19 protein-coding genes and 1 other annotated feature are annotated in these 20,122 nt (G+C 39.9%); of the genes, 16 read left to right on the top strand and 3 right to left on the bottom strand.

Translation table 11 applies throughout. The features are described 5' to 3' along the window. Positions 1-186: 186 nt before the first annotated feature. Positions 187-1,089 (bottom strand): helix-turn-helix domain-containing protein, encoded by a 903-nt coding sequence (locus tag I6N95_RS21560; RefSeq protein ID WP_209531421.1) that lies wholly within the window; start codon positions 1,087-1,089, stop codon positions 187-189. A gap of 243 nt (positions 1,090-1,332) precedes the next feature. Beyond that, positions 1,333-1,567 (top strand) — a binding site (T-box leader). 106 nt (positions 1,568-1,673) lie between these two features. On the opposite strand from I6N95_RS21560, the gene trpS reads away from it, so the two are divergent. Beyond that, positions 1,674-2,663, top strand: coding sequence for a tryptophan--tRNA ligase (gene trpS, locus I6N95_RS21555; protein WP_209531420.1), 990 nt, complete (start codon positions 1,674-1,676; stop codon positions 2,661-2,663). Positions 2,664-2,735: 72 nt separating this feature from the next. Here the strand turns inward: trpS and I6N95_RS21550 are convergent, their stop codons facing one another. Then, positions 2,736-4,058 carry a 6-phospho-beta-glucosidase gene (locus I6N95_RS21550; RefSeq protein ID WP_209531419.1) on the bottom strand — a complete coding sequence of 441 codons (1,323 nt, stop codon included), beginning with the start codon at positions 4,056-4,058 and terminating at the stop codon, positions 2,736-2,738. Between the two features lie 339 nt (positions 4,059-4,397). On the opposite strand from I6N95_RS21550, the gene I6N95_RS21545 reads away from it, so the two are divergent. The 15 genes from I6N95_RS21545 to I6N95_RS21475 all read left to right on the top strand — a co-directional run bounded on the left by I6N95_RS21545 (position 4,398) and on the right by I6N95_RS21475 (position 19,822). Next, positions 4,398-6,098 carry a glycosyltransferase family protein gene (locus I6N95_RS21545; RefSeq protein ID WP_209531418.1) on the top strand — a complete coding sequence of 567 codons (1,701 nt, stop codon included), beginning with the start codon at positions 4,398-4,400 and terminating at the stop codon, positions 6,096-6,098. Positions 6,099-6,145: 47 nt separating this feature from the next. Further along, on the top strand, positions 6,146-6,898 hold the full coding sequence (locus I6N95_RS21540; RefSeq protein ID WP_209531417.1) for a MurR/RpiR family transcriptional regulator: 753 nt from the start codon (positions 6,146-6,148) through the stop codon (positions 6,896-6,898). Between the two features lie 175 nt (positions 6,899-7,073). After that, the gene (locus tag I6N95_RS21535) at positions 7,074-8,333 is read left to right on the top strand and encodes a PTS sugar transporter subunit IIC (protein WP_209531416.1); all 1,260 of its coding nucleotides are present in this window, start codon (positions 7,074-7,076) and stop codon (positions 8,331-8,333) included. 2 nt (positions 8,334-8,335) lie between these two features. After that, entirely contained in the window at positions 8,336-9,175 is an 840-nt protein-coding gene (locus tag I6N95_RS21530; RefSeq protein ID WP_347340592.1) for a chitosanase, read from the top strand. A gap of 401 nt (positions 9,176-9,576) precedes the next feature. Further along, positions 9,577-9,969, top strand: a complete 393-nt coding sequence (locus I6N95_RS21525) for a RidA family protein (protein ID WP_209531415.1) — start codon at positions 9,577-9,579, stop codon at positions 9,967-9,969. A 143-nt stretch (positions 9,970-10,112) separates the two neighbouring features. After that, the gene (locus I6N95_RS21520) at positions 10,113-11,078 is read left to right on the top strand and encodes an acetylxylan esterase (protein WP_430727556.1); all 966 of its coding nucleotides are present in this window, start codon (positions 10,113-10,115) and stop codon (positions 11,076-11,078) included. Positions 11,079-11,095: 17 nt separating this feature from the next. Continuing rightward, positions 11,096-11,797, top strand: a complete 702-nt coding sequence (locus I6N95_RS21515) for an N-acetylmannosamine-6-phosphate 2-epimerase (RefSeq protein ID WP_209531414.1) — start codon at positions 11,096-11,098, stop codon at positions 11,795-11,797. A gap of 51 nt (positions 11,798-11,848) precedes the next feature. Further along, a complete protein-coding gene (locus I6N95_RS21510) occupies positions 11,849-12,733 on the top strand; it encodes a carbohydrate ABC transporter permease (RefSeq protein ID WP_245249782.1) in 885 nt (294 codons plus the stop codon). 39 nt (positions 12,734-12,772) lie between these two features. Further along, the gene (locus I6N95_RS21505; protein ID WP_209531432.1) at positions 12,773-13,588 is read left to right on the top strand and encodes a carbohydrate ABC transporter permease; all 816 of its coding nucleotides are present in this window, start codon (positions 12,773-12,775) and stop codon (positions 13,586-13,588) included. Between the two features lie 27 nt (positions 13,589-13,615). Beyond that, positions 13,616-14,971, top strand: coding sequence for an ABC transporter substrate-binding protein (locus I6N95_RS21500; RefSeq protein WP_209531431.1), 1,356 nt, complete (start codon positions 13,616-13,618; stop codon positions 14,969-14,971). Between the two features lie 31 nt (positions 14,972-15,002). Continuing rightward, a complete protein-coding gene (locus tag I6N95_RS21495) occupies positions 15,003-15,449 on the top strand; it encodes a NanQ anomerase/TabA/YiaL family protein (protein ID WP_209531413.1) in 447 nt (148 codons plus the stop codon). A 6-nt stretch (positions 15,450-15,455) separates the two neighbouring features. Continuing rightward, positions 15,456-16,337: an ROK family protein gene (locus I6N95_RS21490; RefSeq protein ID WP_209531412.1), complete on the top strand. Its 882-nt coding sequence runs from the start codon at positions 15,456-15,458 to the stop codon at positions 16,335-16,337. A 5-nt stretch (positions 16,338-16,342) separates the two neighbouring features. Continuing rightward, complete coding sequence (locus I6N95_RS21485; RefSeq protein ID WP_209531411.1) at positions 16,343-17,158, top strand: MurR/RpiR family transcriptional regulator; 816 nt, start codon at positions 16,343-16,345, stop codon at positions 17,156-17,158. Between the two features lie 16 nt (positions 17,159-17,174). Then, positions 17,175-18,089: a dihydrodipicolinate synthase family protein gene (locus tag I6N95_RS21480; RefSeq protein WP_209531410.1), complete on the top strand. Its 915-nt coding sequence runs from the start codon at positions 17,175-17,177 to the stop codon at positions 18,087-18,089. A 248-nt stretch (positions 18,090-18,337) separates the two neighbouring features. Beyond that, positions 18,338-19,822, top strand: a complete 1,485-nt coding sequence (locus I6N95_RS21475; RefSeq protein ID WP_209531409.1) for a helix-turn-helix domain-containing protein — start codon at positions 18,338-18,340, stop codon at positions 19,820-19,822. Here the strand turns inward: I6N95_RS21475 and I6N95_RS21470 are convergent. After that, entirely contained in the window at positions 19,819-20,112 is a 294-nt protein-coding gene (locus tag I6N95_RS21470) for a hypothetical protein (protein WP_209531408.1), read from the bottom strand. The two genes, I6N95_RS21475 and I6N95_RS21470, sit on opposite strands and share 4 nt — an antisense overlap. Positions 20,113-20,122 lie beyond the last annotated feature (10 nt).

Genomic DNA, 20,122 nt, shown 5'->3' with positions numbered 1-20,122 from the left:
GGAAAAAGGAGTTGGTAACACTTGGAAATGCCTTTTCAAGTGTTACGAATGAAAAAGTTTTGCTAGGGTTGTTTGTTGGTATAACTATATATTAACCTGTAAATATGAATTAATTGTGAGTAATTGGACGACAATTATTGAAGCTTATGTAAAGAGAGTGTGACGGCAAAAAAGTAAATTGTTATTTTAGTCTAATAGACCATTGCTTTTTGGTGAGTTTCGCAGTCTTTTTTCATTTAACTGACGGCCATCGTGGGCGATACTTTTGAGTGTCTCTGCAACTTGGACAAATTTAATGGCATCGTCAATTAAATCATGATCCTGTAAAACAATGCCTTTAAGTAAAAAAAGTTCATCCAAGAAGTAATAATTTTTTAGTCGACTACTCCAAGAGATTCCCTGGTTGATAATGCTAAGTGCTTCTTTATAGTTGCGTAAATCAATATAGATCGTGGCGATATTATAAAAGACTTTTGCTAATTGATTGTCTTTTCGCTGTTGTGTTTGATTGTAAAAAGCATTCATACTGCGCTTAAGATAAGACATGCCACGGGTCACATCTCCTTGGTTGGCAGTGATTTTTCCGGTTTCACTGAGGATGATGATTTCCATATCACTTAAGTGTTGCTTTTTTGTGTCATAAGTTAAATTTAAGGCTTTGGCTAGCGTCTCGATTGCCCGTTTGCTGTAGGGGTTAAAGAAATACTGGCAACAGGCTTGATAAAAATAATATTGTTGTTGTTGGTTTTTGGTCACTAAGCTTTTAAAGGCGTTAGTTTCTTCCATGATGCGATTTAGTTGTTGATATTGGGTACTCTGATGATAAAATTTCAGCAATTCAAGCCATTCATTTGTTTCTTCTGGAAGAGTATTGGATAATTCATACTCTGTTCCAAGGACATAATCTAGTGAGACATTTAAGCGATCACACAGCTGCTTCATTAAGATCACGCTGGGAATAACTTCATTGTTTTCAATTCGACTTAGCATCGCTTGAGAGCAGATATCAGCGGCTAATTTTTTTTGAGACAATTGTTGTTCAAGTCGCGTTTCTTTTAGAACAGTGCCAAAGTGAAATGAATTATACATGGTTTACAACTCCTCAATTAAAGTGTCATGGGGTTGATCTCATCATTAGTCTAAGACAAAAAGAAAGGCTAAGCAAAGAATATGTACTGAATGATGTTATTTTTGTGATAATCATACGATAAATGTACAATAATGGACAGATATAACGTTAAAGTGTCGAACTATGATAAAACCCATGGGTGTCTAAAAAGAGACTTGCAAAATAAGCTTGGAGGTGTAAAATAGGAGTTAATCTAAATAATTCAATCAGTTGAGATAGAGAGAAGTAGCTTAAAAGCGGTCTAAAGAGAGCTAGTGGTGGTGTGAACTAGTGGCTAATAATAAGTGAATGGACTCTAGAACTGCAGCCCGAAGAAGGAGTAGGCGTTGCCGTGAGACTTCCCACGTTACCATGGAAGACCATATTGTTTGATATGGTAATGAGTGAGTCGTTTTTACGATTAATCAGGGTGGTACCGCGAAGTCAATCGTCCCTACATAATTAGTATGTAGAGAGGATTATTTTTTTTGTTTTGATGCACCTTTTTGGGAGGCGGTAGCTGTAGTGTCATTGAATGAGCAGATCGAAAAGGAGAGTGTCTTAAATGACAGTAATATTTTCAGGAATTAAACCAAGTGGAGAGCTAACTCTAGGGAATTACTTAGGTGCGATGGCTCAGTTTATTACCTATCAGGAAGAGGAAGCTTACTTTTGTATTGTGAATCAACATGCGATCACAGTGCCGCAAGAAGCAGTGGAATTGCGACTACGAACTCGTAGTTTAGCCGCACTGTATCTTGCCAGTGGACTAGACCCTCAGAAAGTCACGATTTTTATCCAGTCAGAGGTGCCAGCCCATGCGCAGCTTGCTTGGATTATGATGAGCTTATCTCAAATGGGTGAATTAGAACGAATGACCCAGTATAAGGAAAAAGCGGGGAATTTACATGAATCGATTCCTGCGGGCTTGTTGATGTATCCGCCCTTTATGGCGGCGGATATTTTGCTCTATCAGGCCGATGCGGTGCCTGTTGGCGATGATCAGCAACAGCATTTGGAATTGACGCGGACATTAGCTCAGCGGTTTAACTATCGTTTTGGTGAAACGTTTAAACTACCAGTAGCAGCCACTGCTAAGGAAGCTACTCGTGTCATGTCATTGCAGGATCCATTGAAAAAAATGAGCAAGTCAGCAGAGGACAGTGGGACTATTTTATTACTTGATTCGCCAGCGGTTGTGACGAAAAAGATTAAGCGCGCCGTAACAGATTCTGAAAATAAGTTATATTATGATTTAGTCAATAAGCCGGGGATTAGTAATTTGCTGTCAATCTATGCAGCAATTAGCGGATTAAGCGTGATGGAAATTGAACTGAAGTATCAAGAAGTTCAAGGCTATGGTCAGTTTAAGGTGGATTTAGCGGCCTTAGTAGTAGGATTACTGGCCCCCATCCAAGCTCATTATGAAAGGATTATGGCAGGGTCAGAATTAGACGATATTTTGTCAGCTGGGGCTCAGCGGGCTGCTTTGGTAGCTAATAAAAATTTACTGCGAGCGGAAGAAGCTATGGGATTAGCGCGGCATAAGGTCTGATACGTGAAGACTTATTTAGATCGTCCAGCTAAAAATAAAACCAGAAGCGCAGGTACTCGCTTCTGGTTTCGATTATTTATGAAATTGTGGTAAGTGTTGGGCGTGTGCTTCTAGCATTTCATCCATCACTTCTTTGGCAACAGTTCCACTAGTAATCAGTGGATTCATAGTGAAAGCTTGCATTAAGGTGCCACGATTGCCGGTCACAGCCGCTTTGATGGTCAATTCTTCCATGGATTTCATCAATTGTAATAAACCGCGGATTTCTGGCTCAAAGCTGCCAAAAGTAAAGGGTACTGGCCCATTACCTGTAATTAGACAGGTCACTTCAACAGCTGATTCATCTGGTAAATCAGTGATCGTTCCATTATTACGCGTGCTGACGGTCATAACCGTGCGTTTATCATTGTAGATGGAATTGATGATTTCACAAGCCGCATCGCTGTAACGAGCGCCGCCTCGTTCTGCTAATTGCTGTGGTTTGTGGTCTAGTTCTGGGTCTTTGTATAAGTCGAATAGTTCCGCTTCAATTTGTTTGACTTTTTCAGCACGAGTGCCGTTATTTTTGAAGTCTTCTAATTCATCGGCTAACATTTTGTCCGTCATGTAATAGTATTGGTGATAAGGGCAAGGAACCATGTGTAAGTTTTCAACTTGCTCGTAGACATAGCTGTTATCTTGAATGTTGGCTACAATGCTCTTACCGCTGGCGTCTTTGCCGTACATTCTATTGATCAACTCATCTGTTAAGTTAAGACCTTTATTGTCGGTTACAGTATGCCAGTGCAAATGGTTGATGCCAGCAAATTGGAAAAAGAGTTCTTTTTGGTTGCGTTCCAAGATTTCCGCTTCTTCAAAAACCGCATTAACAGGGATGTTGCATAAGCCGACAACTTTATCCCAATTTCCGTAACGTAAGACCGCTTCTGTTACCATGCCAGCTGGATTTGTAAAATTAATTAACCAGGCATCAGGACATAGCTCCTTCATATCTTCTACAATGGCTAAAATAACAGGAACGGTTCTGAGGGCTTTGAATATACCGCCAGCACCATTTGTTTCTTGGCCAATCATGCCGTGGCTAAGAGGAATCCGTTCGTCCAAGACGCGGGCATCTAACAGGCCAACTCTCATCTGAGTCGTAACGAAGTCAGCGTCTTTCAAAGCTTCACGACGATCTAAAGTTAGATGAACTTCGCAGTCGATGCCGGCGGCCTTGACCATCCGTTTTGCCATTGCACCGACAATTTCCAATTTTTCACGACCGGCTTCGATGTCGACTAACCACAATTCTTTCACTGGTAGTTCAGCGTGTCGTTTGATAAACCCTTCCACAAGCTCTGGTGTGTAGCTAGAGCCGCCTCCGATAGTAACAATTTTTAATCCTTTTGACATAGTATGGTCTTCCTTTCTGTTCGTTTCTATTCTCAGTATACCGTGATTGAGGTGAGAGAACATTGTTTTTTATTAAAATGGAACAGTGTAATAAAGAAGTGATTTGTTACATAAAAAAACAAGGTGTTACATTTCGTTTCTGAATTTTTTCTTAAAAATGTTTGAAAAGTTACATAAAGTTCAAAATTAGCACGTTTAAACTGATATACTGTTAATGGATGGGACCTATCGTACACTTTTGGTTATTAGGTATGACCGTAAAAGAAAAAGTATGTTTATCAGAATGCCGGTGATTTCTGTCGAAAAGGGTTGTTTGGGGACGGAAGGAAGATAAATCTTATGAAAAAAGTGTTACATCAGCGTTTTTCCCCAGCTATCTTAATTGTGTTGGTCGCTATTCTATTTATTAGCCCTGGGATTATCAGCAAAAGTATGATTGTTGGTTCTGACGGTATTTTTCATTTTAATCGATTTTATGAGACTGCTATGCAAATCAAAACAGGGAATATCAATTATTATATCTCGTTGTTTGGTTTTCAACAGTCAGGCAGAATTGTTAATGTTTTTTATGGCCCCTTAGTGGCTTATTTTAATGGTTTACTGGTACTAATAGCTGGTAATTGGTTTCGTTATCAGTTATTGTCCAATTTTTTGATCTATGTGACGGCCGGTCTGTCGATGTATGGGTTACTGCGAAGTCACAAAGTGCGTAAGGAATATAGTCTGGCCGTGGCTTTAATTTATTTGACGACATTTGCTATTCAGTATTGGACCTTAAGACAAGGCTTCACCAGCTGGGGAGCTAGCTTCTTTCCTTTGTGTTTAATCCCACTCCGTAAAATGGTGGAGAAGCAGGAAATTCATTGTCTACAATTGGCCTTGTGTATGGCAATTATGGTTCAGACACATGTTTTTTCCAGTCTATTATTGGCGGCAATTTACGTGCCTTTCTTTGGTTATGCTTTAGTAAAAACAGATAACAAGCTAGGTCTAATTAAAAAGTTAGGAGGAGCGGTGTTGCTCTTTTTCATCTTGACTGCTAATATTTGGGTGAATTATCTCGATTTATATAGTACGAACGAGATACTACCTCCTTTTGTTAATCAGACCATGGAAGCGAACACGATTAATAAAGGAAGTTCGTATTGGGTGTTCACACCTGCTTTGTTAATTGCTGTGATGGGGTTTCAGTTAATTGCGACCATAAAAGGCTGGCACCGATTTTCGACTTTAAATCGCTTGATAACCGTTACGAGCCTGTTCTTTTTAATTTGTTCCACAAGTTTGATTCCTTGGTCATTTCTTTTAAAACATCACGTTCCTTTTATTAGGTTAATTCAATTTCCCTTTCGTTTTTTTGTCCCTTACACGGTCTTATTGTTAATCTCGTTTGCTTTGACTTTGGAAGAGCAAGGGCTGACTAGCAAAAGGACGAGACCTTTTTTAAGTGTTGGCGTGCTGGCTTGTTTATTACAAACGCTAGTGTTGATCATGGTTGGTCTAAGACCATGGCAAGAAAAAGCCGTTGGGGAGTTTCAAACGCGACATACATCATTTACTGCTGAGTCAGAACAGGTTAAAGCGTCTTTCTTTGATGCGGATATGTCAAAAAGTTTGAGCATGTGGCAAAAATCGACGCCTGACTATCTACCGATGATGGGCAAGACCTCGGAAAATAAATATGATGCCTATGAGCGATTGATTATTAAACCAAATCCTTATTTTAGAAAAACGGTGACGAATGATCAACTAATCGTGTCTTGGATTGGCGAATCGGAGACTGAGGTAGCAGTTCCGATTGTCAAATACCGGCAGACGGTATTAAGTCAAGGTGGGAGTGAATTGCCAAAATCAGCGTATTCTCTTAGTGAGATGGGAACTGTTTTATTTAAACAAAAAGTTGGTGAAAATCAGCTTATGTTGTCCTATAAAGCGCCAGTCTACGTTCAAGTGGCATTGTTTCTCACGAGTATGACCTGGGCAGTTGTTTTTGTTGGTGGTGGGTATTGGTTCTTTAAACGCATAGGGGTCAGTCCTTAGATAGTTTATGCTATAATGAGTCTAATAATTAAAAAGGTGGGCTTTGAATGCTTTTTTTAGACAGAACCCCAGATTTGTCACCAATCGATTTAGATATCTATAAGTACGTAGTAAATCATCTGGAACAGGTGTCTTATATGCGCATTCGTGATTTAGCGAAAGAAACACATACGAGCACAACCAGTATTTTACGGTTTTGCCAGAAATTCGAATGTGATGGCTTTTCTGAATTTCGGATTAAGTTGCAACTGTTTTTAAAAGACAAAAAAACCGCTGTTACGCCAGTTGATGAAACGGCATTTATTGATTTTATCAAGCGGACGACTCAAGAAGCGTATCAGGAGCAGATTATGCGGGCCGTCGAGGTGTTAAAAGATAAGGAATTGGTGCTATTTATTGGAGAAGGTGCTTCAAATGTGGTGGCGGCTTATGGGGCATTATATTTTTCCTCATTGTTTACACTGGCTTTGCGAATTGAAGATCCTGAAAATTATCCAGTGGATTTCTTAGCAGAACGTTTGTCAGATAAGATTTGTATTATTGCCCTATCGGTTTCTGGAGAAACGCCGGAAATTATTGAATATTTAAATCATGTTAACTTTGGCAAAAGTGCGAGTATCTCAATTACCAACAGTGCCAAGTCGACGATTGCTAAATTATCTGATGTGAACATTCCTTATTATATTGAACAAGAATCCATGAATACAGCTAATATTACCTCTCAGGTACCGGCGATTTATACATTGGAGTATCTCGCCAAAGAAGTGAAAAACTTTTTTAATGAAAATCCCAAAACATAATCCGATGATCAAAAACAGCTTGTCACAGTTCTGTGACAAGTTTTTTTGTGGCGCTCCTATTTCTTAATGGGCTAGACCTCTATGAATTTATTAGGCACTCTACTAAAATCAGGATAAGGGTTGAAAACGGTTTATCTAAAACTGGGTTTAAGTCAAATGAAAAGGGGTGTTAGAGATGGAAAAATTTATGATATTTCTAGAAACAAAAGTGATTCCACCATTGACGAAAGTAGGAAACTTGCGATATTTGATCGCCATTAGAAATGGTTTGGTGGTGACATTGCCAGCCATTATTGGCGGTAGTATTTTTTTAATCTTTGGGAATATTCCGATCGTGGCATGGACAAATTTTTTAGCGCCTTATGAGGGCATGATCAATGCGGCTGTGACGGCTTCGATGGGGATTATTTCACTGTTGGCAGTAATTGGGATAGGTTATGAGTTAGCAAAGTCTTATCAGCTGGATGCCGTTTCTGGGGCGGGTTTATCATTGATGGCCTTTATCATCACCCAAATTAGCGCCAAATACGAGATGTCTACGGCTAATTTTGGTTCAACTGGTTTATTTACAGCGATTATTTCTGCCATTTTTGCAGTGGAAATTTATCGATTCTTCTTGCAACGTAACATCGTCATAAAATTGCCAGAAGGTGTTCCCACGGCTGTTAGTAATTCCTTTGTGTCGTTAATTCCAGCGGTTTTCATTTTAGTCAGTTTTTGGGTAGTTCGTGTCGTACTTGGGTTTGATGTCAGTGCTTTTATCGAGAGTGTCTTTTCGCCTTTGGTTTTTGCGTTAAATAGCTTACCGGGTATTTTAGTCTACACCTTTTTGGTGACTCTGTTGTGGTCGGCAGGAATTCATGGGGATATGACGCTTGAAGGGGTGGCAGATCCAATATTTATTAAATTTGTCGCAGCTAATGCAGCGGCTTATGCAGCTCATGAACAATTGCCTTACATTACCGCTTCTGGTTTTTCCAGTTTGTTTGTTAATGTCGGGGGAACCGGTGCGACCTTGTGTTTGGTCTTATTGATGATGAAATCAAAAAGTAAGGCCTATAAAGAACTGGGAAAAGTGGCTTTTCCAGGGGCTTGTTTTGAAATCAATGAACCGGTTATTTTTGGGTTTCCGATTGTGATGAACCCGTTGATGTTGATTCCTTTTACGATTATTCCGTTGATTTTAGCAGCAAGCACTTATCTGTTAATGAGTGTCAACCTAATCAGTCGTCCTGTTACGATGGTGCCTTGGACCATGCCGCCGATTATCGGGCCTTTAATGGCAACAGGATGGGATTGGCGTGCAGGGCTCTGGTCAGCCATTGAACTGGTCATTGCCGTGGCTATTTATTGGCCGTTCTTTAAAATAGCAGAGAAACAAATGATGGAGCAGGAGCAACTCAATCTGGAAAAATTGGAAGGGGAGGTAGCTTAAAGGTGAAAGCAGAGTTAAAGAAAAAATTAATGGGCTCATCGATAGTCGTTTTGTTGGTGACCATTGGCGGTTGCGCCCAGTACGTTAAAGAGGAGAAAAAGGCGGGAGCGACTCAAACTCATGTGAGTTTAAAGGATGCCGACAAGAAAGAGATTGCCATGGAGCTGGTCTCCAGTGCAGAAAATTCATCGCTAAAATGGCGAGATCAGTATGCCTATATTGAAGATATTAAGGATGGTCGCGGTTATACGGCTGGAATTATCGGGTTTTGTTCAGGGACTGGCGATATGTTGACCTTGGTACAAACTTATACCAAGGCTGAAGCAGACAATGTTTTAGCTAAATTTTTGCCAGCTTTAGAAAAGGTCAACGGATCAGAGTCTCATGAAGGTCTAGGGGCGGAATTTGAACAGGCTTGGCAAGAGGCGGCAAAGGACCCGCTTTTTCAAAAGGCGCAAGATGAGATTCGGGACACCATTTATTTTGAGCCAGCAGTTGAGCAAGCTGAGAAAGACGGCTTGAGTCCTTTAGGGCAATTTATTTACTATGATGCGATGGTTATGCATGGACCGGGTGATGGTTCTGTTCCGCTGGAGGAAAGTTTCCCTGGGATCCGTGAGTCAGCCCTGAAACAGGCCAAGGCTCCTGCTGAGGGTGGTGAGGAGCAAGTCTTTTTAACTAGTTTCCTTACTGAGCGAGGAAAAGTGATGGAGCTGGAAGAGGCTCATGAAGACCTTAGCCGCGTAGTAGCACAACGTCAATTTTTGAAGGAGAATAACCTGAATTTGACACCGCCTCTTAAGTGGACGATGTATGGTGAATTTTTTGAGATAACTCAATAGCACAACAAGACTGGCTGCTTAATCGTCAGTCTTGTTTTTTTGGAGAGAATCATGATAACTTTACTTATCAGGTCATTTTGGTTAAACTGGTGAGAGTGAGGTGAGTAGTGAATGAAAAAGAAAATTTTAGGTTTTTTATCAATGGGAATCGGCTACTCTACAGCTGTTTTTTTCTAATATCTTTTTTTCCTAGGAGGAGTCCGTCCAAAATATCTGGTGGATTTGCTCTATTTATTTGCTTAAAATTAACTGAAAAAGATTGCATGTTAAAATAATCAAAGCGATTTTTTCTAAAATCACCTGAAAAGAGCAATACTTTTTTCTGAGCTAACTGTTTAACAGGGCGTAGTTGAGTGTTAGCTTGAAGGTGGTTGAGATAGGAACTATCCAGAGGAGAGCATATGACAAACATTATTAGAAAAAATCCCAATACGATGCCTAAACCAGTAGGAGAATATAGTCACGTAACCGTTATTCCCCCAAATAGTACTCTCTACACTTTTTCCGGTCAAATCGGGGTCGATTTCGCAGGAAATTTAGTTGATGACGTTCACGTTCAAGTTGAAAATACCTTTAAGAATATCCGTTTAGCTTTAGCGTCAGAAGGGCTGACAGCGGAAAATGTCATTAAAGTTAATATTTGGTCAGTCGAAAGTATTGATTGGGACCATTTCTATCAGGAATGGGGAAAATTATTTGCCATTAAACCTTCAATGACCATTGCTTATGTGATGGCGCTAGGTTTACCAGAAATAAAAATTGAAATAGAGATATTGGCTGCAAAGCCAGCATAATCAGGAGCGCTTGATCCAAATGGATGAGGCGCTTTTTCTTTATGTAATTAAAGAAAATTGTTTTCTTTAAAAAAGTATTGCAAAAATCATTTTCATGAGTTACACTAAGTTTATGAAATCGCTATTATGTGGGAGGGGTTAATTTGCTAGACAATATGTCAGTTGAAGAGATGGCCCAGTACTTAGGTTGTGATGAAGCCCCAGTTGATTTTGCGCTTTTTTGGGAGAATGAACTTAGCAAGCTTTCTGAGTGGGAACCTGTTTATGAGTTGAAAGAAATGGCGGTGGTGCTGGCCTTTGCAGTCTGCTATGAACTACGCTTTATCAGCCTAGATGGCTCGAGTATATACAGTAAAGTTATCTTGCCGAAAAAGCTGAAACCGACCTCAGTTATGTTGAGGTTTCACGGCTACCAAGGGCGATCAGCGGATTGGTCAGAGGCCTTCAAATATGTAGCAGAAGGCGTGGCGGTCGTCATGATGGATGTTCGAGGTCAAGCTGGTAAATCCGAAGATTTTTCTCAAGTGAAAGGCAATACCGTTAAAGGTCACATTGTTCGAGGGATGCTGGAAGGACCGAGCCACTTATTTTATCGTCAAGTCTATCTCGATATTGGCCTGTTAGGGAAAATCATCGGGCAATTGCCTCAGACTAAAGGATGCCCCTTAATTAGTTTCGGCGAATCACAAGGGGGAGCCCTAGCACTAATTGCTGGTGCGATCTTACCAGAGGTTGAACGTGTGTTTGCCATTTATCCTTTTTTGTCTGATTTCAGACGAGTGTTAGCATTAAAGTATGAGGCGGAAGCCTATGACGACTTGTATCGCCACTTTAAGTTTACCGATCCTTTTCATCGTCAAGCAGAACAAGTATTTGAGACATTAGGTTACATTGACGTTAAAAATTTTGCTTCATTGATCAAAGGAGACGTTACCATGATTTGTGGGTTACTGGATGATGTGTGCCCACCGTCTACACAGTTTGCCATATACAACCGACTTACTGCTGTAAAAGAGATGTTGATTATGCCGGAATATGGTCATGAAGCACTAAACGTCGACTGTCAAGATTTGCTTTTTAGTTGGGCCACAGGGAAAAATTTATGTTGAAAATGGAGGAAATAGTCATGAAAGAAGACATCTATAAACAATTAACAGGAGGGTTAATTGTCTCTTGTCAGGCCCTTGAAAATGAGCCGCTGCACAGCTCATTTATTATGTCCAGGATGGCTCGAGCTGCCAAGGAAGCTGGGGGGATTGGGATTCGAGCGAATTCAATCGTCGATATTCAAGCGATTAGAGATACCGTCTCATTACCCGTCATTGGAATTATCAAAAAAGATTACCCAGACTCGCCAGTCTTTATTACCCCGACGTTGAAAGAGGTGAGACAAGTCTGTGCAACTGGCTGTGAAATTGTGGCTTTGGATGGTACGACTCGTGTTCGCCCATACAAGGAGGAACTGGCAGAGGTGATCAAACAAATTCGTGAAGAATTTCCTGAGGTGTTATTGATGGCTGATACGGGCACTCTGGCGGATGTAAGTTTTGCCGAAAGCGTTGGTTTTGATATTATCGGCACAACCTTGTATGGTTATACCGCTGAGACGGCGGGACTAAATATTGCCACAGATGATTTTGCTCATTTAAAAGCAGTCTTAGCGTTGACCAAGTTGCCGGTGATTGCTGAAGGAAAGATTGATACGCCTGATAAGGCTAAACGAGCGATTGAATTAGGGTGTTTATGTGTGGTAAGTGGTGGCGCCATAACGAGACCTCAAGAGATCACTAAACGGTTTGTTGATGCCATCGAGTCGCTTGATGATTAAGAAAGAGTGTTCGTTAAGCTTAATGGACAGCTAAAATGAGGAGGACTTAGTTTGCAAGTTAAAAAGAAGAAATTTCGTGGTATTGAAAATCCCATATCGGGATACTTGTTTATTGCCCCACAATTGATATTATTTTTAGTCTTTATTGCGTATCCCGTCATTGAAGGGTTTCGTATGAGTTTGTTTCAATCGACCTATCAAGGTGAATTGTTTGTTGGTTTAGATAATTATCTCCATCTGCTAAAAGACCCTGTTTTTATGAAATCAATTGTGAATACAGTGATCTTTGTGATTGCGATTGTCTTTTTAACCATTGTCTTTGGGTTATTTGTGGCCACAGCCGTTTACGATAAAAGTTCAAAGTACGTCTCCTTTATTCGCGGCAGTTTCTATCTGCCCGTAATGGTTTCAATGGTTGTCATGAGTATGATTTGGAACTTTTTACTTAATCCGGCCAATGGCTTGATTTCATATCTGTTAGGCAATATGGGAGCAGACAATGTTAATTTGTTGGGAAGTAAGATTTGGGTCATGCCGGTTATCATCTTTGTAACTTTTGTCGGCAATGTTGGCCAATCGATTATTTTATATATTGCTGCCATGATTGGTATTCCAGAGGATTATTTTGAAGCAGCGCAAATTGATGGAGCCACAAGGTGGCAACGAATCACTAAAATATTAATTCCATTGGTTAAACCGACAACTTTGTATTTAACGGTAATTAACATCATTGCTGTCTTGAAGATTTTTGTGGTAATTCAGTTATTAACAGGAGGTGGACCAAATAATGCTTCAGTAACGATGATGTATTACTTATATCAAAACGCCTTTGTCTACAATAATACCGGTGTGGCAGCGGCTGTTGGAGTGATCATGTTCGTCATTGCTTTGCTGTTATCTCTGCCGCAATTTAAAACATTTGGGAAAAAGGATTAGGAGGAAACTGAGGTGAAGCTAATTAGAAAAATTGGGAAAATGGAAAAACCGGATTTAATTGTCAATATTATTGTGACGCTCTTGGCGATCTTAAGTTTGCTACCACTTGCTTGGTTAATAACGAACTCCTTGAAGACATCAGCTGATATTTATAAGATGCCACCAGATATATTGCCAAAATCATTGTACCTCGATAACTATAAAGAACTTTTTAATAATCAACCAGCTTTGCGCTGGACCTTTAATAGCTTTTTTGTTTCCTTTGTGACAACTGGCCTAAGCGTCATTTTTTCATCGGCTGCCGCATACGCCTTTGCCAAACTGACCTTTAAAGGAAAGAATTTTCTGTTCACTTTGTTTATTGGGTCATTGATGATTCCCAAAGAGACCTTTATCGTGCCCTTATTTAAAATTGTGGTAGCGTTTAATTGGGTGGATACGTATCAATCATTAATTATTCCCAACCTGGCTGCCTGCTTTGGCGTCTTTATGTTGAAGTCGTTTTTCGAGTCCATTCCAGATTCTATTCGCGAGTCAGCTAAGTTAGACGGGGCCAATGAATTGACGATTTTTTGGAAATTGATGTTGCCAATTGCTAAACCAGGAATAGGAGCCTTGTTTATTCTGAACTTTGTGACATTCTGGAACGATTATCTATGGCAGTTATTGATGGCCAGAAGTAAAGAGATGAACACCTTAACTGTTGGGGTAGCTGGATTAATGCAAGAAATCAATCCTAATATGGGATTGAAAGTGGCAGGTGCAGCGGTGGCTGCTTTGCCGATGATCGTAATTTTCATTCTATTTCAGAAGTACTTTACTAAAGGAATTGCAGCGGGAGCTGTCAAAGAATAAAAATATGGGAGTGTTAGCGACATGAAAATGACAAACAAATTGGTAATGGGTGCAGTTGTTTTGGCATCATCTGTCTTGTTTATGGCAGGATGTGGAAAAACGGATAAAAAAGCAGACGGTGAGTCAGATAAGGTGACCTTGGAATTGTGGTTGACGCCTCAATGGAAAGGGGTAATGGATGCTTCAGAGGAAAAAGCTGATTATGATAGTTTCTTTAAAGAAGCAGCCAAGCGCTATGAAGCGGATAATCCGAATGTTAAAATCAATGTTCAAGTGATTCCAGGTGAGCAGCGGGCAGATAAATTGAGTGTGGCGATTCAAACGAAAGAACTTCCTGATATGTTTTTTGACTCTAGCTTTGCTTTAAGTGAGTACGCTCATATGGGGGTGTTAGCCCCACTGGATGACATTATTGATGAGGAAACAAAAAGCGATATTTCGGCGTCGATTTGGGATAATGTAACGATTGCAGATAAAACCTATTTTTATCCTTTTGGTCACAATCCAGGAACCTTGGTCTATAATGCCGACATGTTTAAAGCAGCCGGTTTAGATAAATACTTAGCTGGCGAACATGAGATTGCCAATTGGTCCACAGAGGATTTAAGAACGATTGCTGAAACGCTAAAAGCCAAAAATAAAGATGTGGCACCATTTGGTTTATTTGCTAAAAATAATCAAGGCGATACGTGGAACATGTCTTATATGCGGATGTTTGGCAATACCTTTTTTGATAAAGACGGTAAGATTGTTGTCAATGAAGACTCTGGTGTGGAAGCCTTGGAATACATTGATCAACTGAGAGAAGATGGGCTAACTACTAAAGGCGCCGAAACCTTAACTAGTAATGATGTGAATGCCATGTTCCAAAACAAACAAACAGCGATTAACTTTACCAATAGTGTCTTGTTTAATGGGATTGCTAAGGATATGGAAGATGGTAAGGTCGAAAAATTTGATATGCGTTTAGCTAATATACCTGGCAAAGATCAACCGATTTCCTTCACTTATGTGACGAGTTCCGTTGTATTTGATACGGGAGATCAAGCACGAATTGATGCGGCTAAAGATTTTGTTAAGTTCTATTCAACAGATGAAGAACTAGTGAAGGCATCAAAAAATACGTTGCCAGTTCGTGAATCTGTGATTAGTCAGTTAGAGGGTGAAATGCCTTACCTAAATGCCTACAATCAAAACTCTGACAATATCATTAATTTTTCTAATAACACACCGGGCTATGTTGAATTAAGAAATGCCTTTTTCCCTGAATTACAAGCTCTCTTTACTGGGGATAAATCGGCTCAAGAGGCTTTGGATAGCTTTACTGAAAATGGCAATCGAATTATCGAAGACAATACCAAGAAATCGGTTATTTTAAAGTAATTAGATAAGGGTGTTAACAAGGAGGGAACCGATGATTTATTTTAAACAGAGCGAAGGGCATTACTACGAGGAAATATTGCCAGATTTATCGCTGATTGAAAAAACAATCGTCAGAATTGAGAGAGGGGAACTGGCGGCTGGTCGTCATCAACTTACAGAGAGTTTGACTGTGGCAATCTTTTCATATGAGACGGCGAAAGAAATAGAACGAAACTGGGAAGCTCATGAGCATCATCTGGATGTTCACGTTCTTCTAAAAGGGCAAGAGAGTGTTGGGTTTGCTGCTACTGAAGGATTAAAAAAAGAGAATGTTGACAAAGTCAACGATTCTTATGAGTTTCAAGCGGATAGCGATAATTATTGGAAACTAGAGCCAGGGGAACGTTTGGTTATTTTCCCAAATGAGGGACATAAGACAGGTATTTCCACAGGAGTGTCAATGACTGTTAGCAAAGCTGTGTTTAAAATAAAGGGATAGGTGGCGATGGCTGTGGCAATTCTTTGCTTTGATATTGGTGGAACAAGTATTAAACATGGGCTGTATTCTCAAGAAGGTCAGTTGATTGCTTCCTATCCCAGTGTTCCTACAAATGCCGATCAACAAGGGATTATTCAGACGGTTCAGGAGTTAATTCGGACAGTCAAAGGTTTCAGCGATATTGAGGGGATTGCGATCTCCAGTGCGGGAGTGATTGACAGTGATCGTGGCAGCGTTATTTACTCAGGTTACACGATCCCTAATTATACAGGCACGGCGTTTAAAGACGTTCTCGAATCAGAATTTGGTGTCCCTTGTGAAGTGGAAAATGACGTTAATGCGGCTTGCTTGGCAGAACTTTGGCGAGGGGCCGGTCAAGGTTACCGCTCCATCGTTTGTTTAACCATCGGTACAGGGGTTGGTGGTGCGGTGATGATTGATGGCCAACTGGTTAAGGGGGTCGGTCTAACGGCGGGAGAAGTTGGCTATATGTCGGTAGGCGATCATTATTTTCAAGATGTGGCCTCCACAACTTTCTTGGTGAACCGAGCGAATCAATTAAGTGAGCAGTCAGTGAATGATGGCCGAGAGGTCTTTGAGTGGGCTAAAAAAGCTGACGGAGGCTGTGTTCAGGCAATTGCAGAGCTGGTAGATCATTTGGCCAGCGGTTTGGTTAATATCATTTACCTATTAAATCCAGAAATAATTATTTTAGGTGGTGGGATTATGTCCCAAAAGTCGTACTTAAATGATAAACTGGTAGAGAGTGTGTCGGAGAAACTAATTAGTCCGCTGTTTGATAAAAGCATCATCACGTTTGCTGAAAATCAAAACAATGCCGGCATGTTAGGCGCTTTGTATCACTTTAATCAAAGACATAGTAGGTGAATGAGATGAGCATATTAGAAGAGATTCAAAATCAGTTTCCCGAGTTTTCCGAGAAAGAAAAACAGATTGCCACTTATTTATTGCAAAATAGTGAAACGATTAAAAACATCAATATTTCGGAATTAGCCAAATTAACCCATTCCTCACCAGCAACGATCACTCGTTTTGCTAAGAAAATGAATAGTAGCAGTTTTGTCGATTTAAAAATTCGTTTAAATTCAAGCAATGCCTCTGAGCCAGAAAAAATGAGCTTGAAAAAGGCCGATCAAATTTATGAGTTTTATTCAAAGGTGATTGAAAATACGCGGAAAATTACGAAAAAGAAGCAAATTGAAACAGTTGTCGAGTTAATTGAAAAAGCGGAGCGCATTTTGATTTTAGGTGTGGGGAGTTCCGGCTTAACGGCGACGGAGTTGACTCAACGTTTGTTGCGGATGGGCATTAATGTGACGTCTATAACGGACCCCCATTTTATGATTATCAGCAGTTCAATTGCGACAAAAAATGATTTGGTTATCGGCATTTCCACTTCAGGTGAAACCAATGAAGTGGTGAGTTCAATGAACTTGGCCAAAAAGTCTGGGGCAACGATTGTTAGTTTAACGAGTTTTAGTAACAGCCAAATTGCTCAGTTAAGTGATATTAGTTTGGTGTCTTATAGTAGTAGTTTTGTGGATAATAAACGATTTATTAATTCCCAATTTGCAACGATGTACATTGTTGACATTATTTCAACGTTGTTGCTTGAGAAGGAAGCCTATAGTTATAAAATGGACCGGACCATTGATGTTATTACGAAATCATTGGAAGATGAGTTCTAAAATGAAGGAGCAGATCATGAGAGACTTAGAGAAATATAAAGGTATAATCCCGGCGTTTTACGCGTGTTACGATGAACAAGGTGAAGTGAGTCCGGAACGAGTTCAAAAGTTGGCCAAGTATTACTTGGAAAAAGGTGTCAAAGGCTTGTACGTTGGCGGCAGTTCTGGTGAGTGTATTTATCAGACAGTGTCAGAGCGCAAGTTAGTATTGGAAAATGTCATGGCAGCTGTCGGTGGTAAGATGACGATTATTGCTCATATTGCCTCTCCTTCCACTCGTGATAGCGTGGCCTTGGCTAAGCATGCTGAATCTTTGGGGGTCGACGCTTTAGCAGCGATTCCCCCAATTTACTTTGTATTGCCAGAAGATGCCATTGAAGATTATTGGGCAAGTATGGCAGAAGCGACCAATCTGGATTTTATTATTTACAACATTCCCCAAACAACAGGGTACGGACTAACAGTGGAACTGTTGAATAAAATGTTAACCCGGGAGCAAGTTGTTGGTGTGAAAAATTCATCGATGCCTGTCATGGACATTAACAATTTCAAACTAAATAGTCACCGAGAGATTGTCGTGTTTAATGGTCCTGATGAGCAGTTTGTTGGCGGTCGAACAATGGGCGCGGATGGAGGCATTGGTGGTACCTATGGCGTTATGCCAGAAGCGTATTTGAAGGCGGATCAGTTGATTAAGGAAAATAAATTAGCAGAAGCGCTTGAACTACAGTATGCGATCAATCAAATCATTTTCAAAATGGTGTCTTGTGACGGTAATTTATACGATGTGATGAAAAAGATATTGGCTTTAGATGGGATGGAAATCGGTAAGGCCCGTCTGCCTTTGCCGCAAATAACGGAAGCAGACCTGCCGATTATTGAGGAAGCTCGCCGCATGATTCATGATTTACTGGCTAAGATAGCAGTTTAATTATTCGAATGACGTGAATATAATGGTGGCGAGCGGTTGCGAATAAGCGGGCTCAGAGCGTAAAATAAATCAGATCGATTCTGGTGTCTATCAGAATCGGTCTGATTTTCGTGTTGGTGTGATAAAATGAACTGAGTAGGGGTGTTTTGCTGACTTAGCAATGGCTAAAGCAATTCCCTTGACGAATCATGGTGAATAGTTTAACAATAAACCTGTGGTATTTTATCAACCAAAAAGGGGTAGGGCATATGGTGACATTTTTATCAAAAACAGAGGCAGCGAAAGTTCAGCTATTAAGATATTTAGCCTCCAACGAATTGAGTGCTCCAGTCACTGAACTTGCTGAGCATTTCGGTTTATCAAGTAGGACCATTACGCGACATTTTGATGATTTGAAAAAAGATTGTCTCAGTTTATCTTTAGGTGACGATCTGGATTTTGATAAGAAAGCCGGCGTTTTTTCTATTCATTTAACCGGATCAACGCCGATGAATTTCCTTGTTGACTATCTGCGCTTAAACTATATTCGTAATTCGGTTGAGTTTGATATTCTTAATCGCTTATTAAATCGCAAGTACGATAATATTCAGGAATTAGCAGATGAACTTTATTTGAGTCCTCCTAATTTATACCGGTATTTATACACATTGGAACCGATTATTGAGAAGTTTGATATGTCTTTTTCTTTTATTGATAACCCCTCGGATTTAAATTTGATCTATAAGGAACGCAGATTGCGCCTGTTTACTTATTATTTTTATTGGAATTTCTATAAGGGATTGGAGGTGCCCAAACCGCTAAAGGGTGTGGCTACAACTTCTAAGTCCGAAAGTCAGTTTTTTGGTGATGAGCTATTGCCAACGAAGCAAGCACAAATTCTGTATATGGCAGGGATAAGTCGAACCAGGATTGAGCAAGGCAAGTTTATCACGATGAATGAAGAGATTTCTTTGATAGCTGAGACATTTATACGTGTGAATGATTTGTCACAAGAGTTTTCTTTTTTTGATGAGATAGCTTTGCAACAAGACATGACCAATGAGCGTTATTATTTTAACTTTATGATGCGTTTAAAGATTCCTGACTTAGATAATGAAGAACAAAAGCATGAAATTGTGAAGGAATTGTTAAAACTAAAGACTCCTTTGGCGGTTGAGAGTCGAGAGCTAGTAGAAAAAAGTTTGGCTCATTTTGGTGCTGTACTTTCAAAGAAAAACCTCGATCAATTTTATTATCACAGCACCATTTTTTTTGTTTACGCTAATTATTTTAATATTGATCTGCCAGAAGAATTTGGGGTTCTTCGTAAAGCTAATGTTTATGATATAGGGCATGAAAATACCGGACTAGTCAAGCGCGTATCAGACTTCTATCAGGAGTTTAATGCGGATCATCATGTACCAAAGGAGTATGATGAGATGCTGAAAGGGGTCATCAGTTTTTCGTTGCATGAAAAAGAACAGAAGGAGCTTACCATTGCCATGCAACTGTCGAAAAACATCATGGCTGAGCCTCTAGTTAAAGAAAAATTAGGCAATATTTTTAATCCTAACGTCTTAAAATTCACTCAAAATGCGTCAGAAGCAGATATTATTGTGTCTGATAGTTACGAGGGTACATTTCCCTCTAAATCTTATTTTTATATGAGTGATCTAGAAGATGGGGCCCAACTTAAGCAATTATTTCACTTTATTGAAAATGCGCTATTTGTTAAAGAATTTTCGCCTCATTAATTAGCCAGTGCTTGATTGATATGTTGCCACTGATGTTGTGGCAAATAGCCGAAATAATTGGCTTTAATTTCAATTACTAGCAGATAACGGCTTTCGACAGAGTCAAATTGTTGAATAGCAAAGTAGAGATCATCGCTGGAGTCAAAGCTTGATGATGTTAATAACCACGTGTGAGGGAACAGTTGGATTCTTTGTTGGCAAATGACTGACAAAGCGCTATCGAATGCTGTTTCTTCTTTTGGTGTGGAAAAATGTTCTTTGTAAATGATTAAATAATTGATACTAAACATCTCCTTTATT

This window comes from Vagococcus allomyrinae, from assembly GCF_017829975.1.
GTDB lineage: Bacteria > Bacillota > Bacilli > Lactobacillales > Vagococcaceae > Vagococcus_D > Vagococcus_D allomyrinae.
The sequence above is the reverse complement of the archived record's forward strand: the minus strand, read 5'-3'. Positions and strand labels throughout refer to the sequence as shown.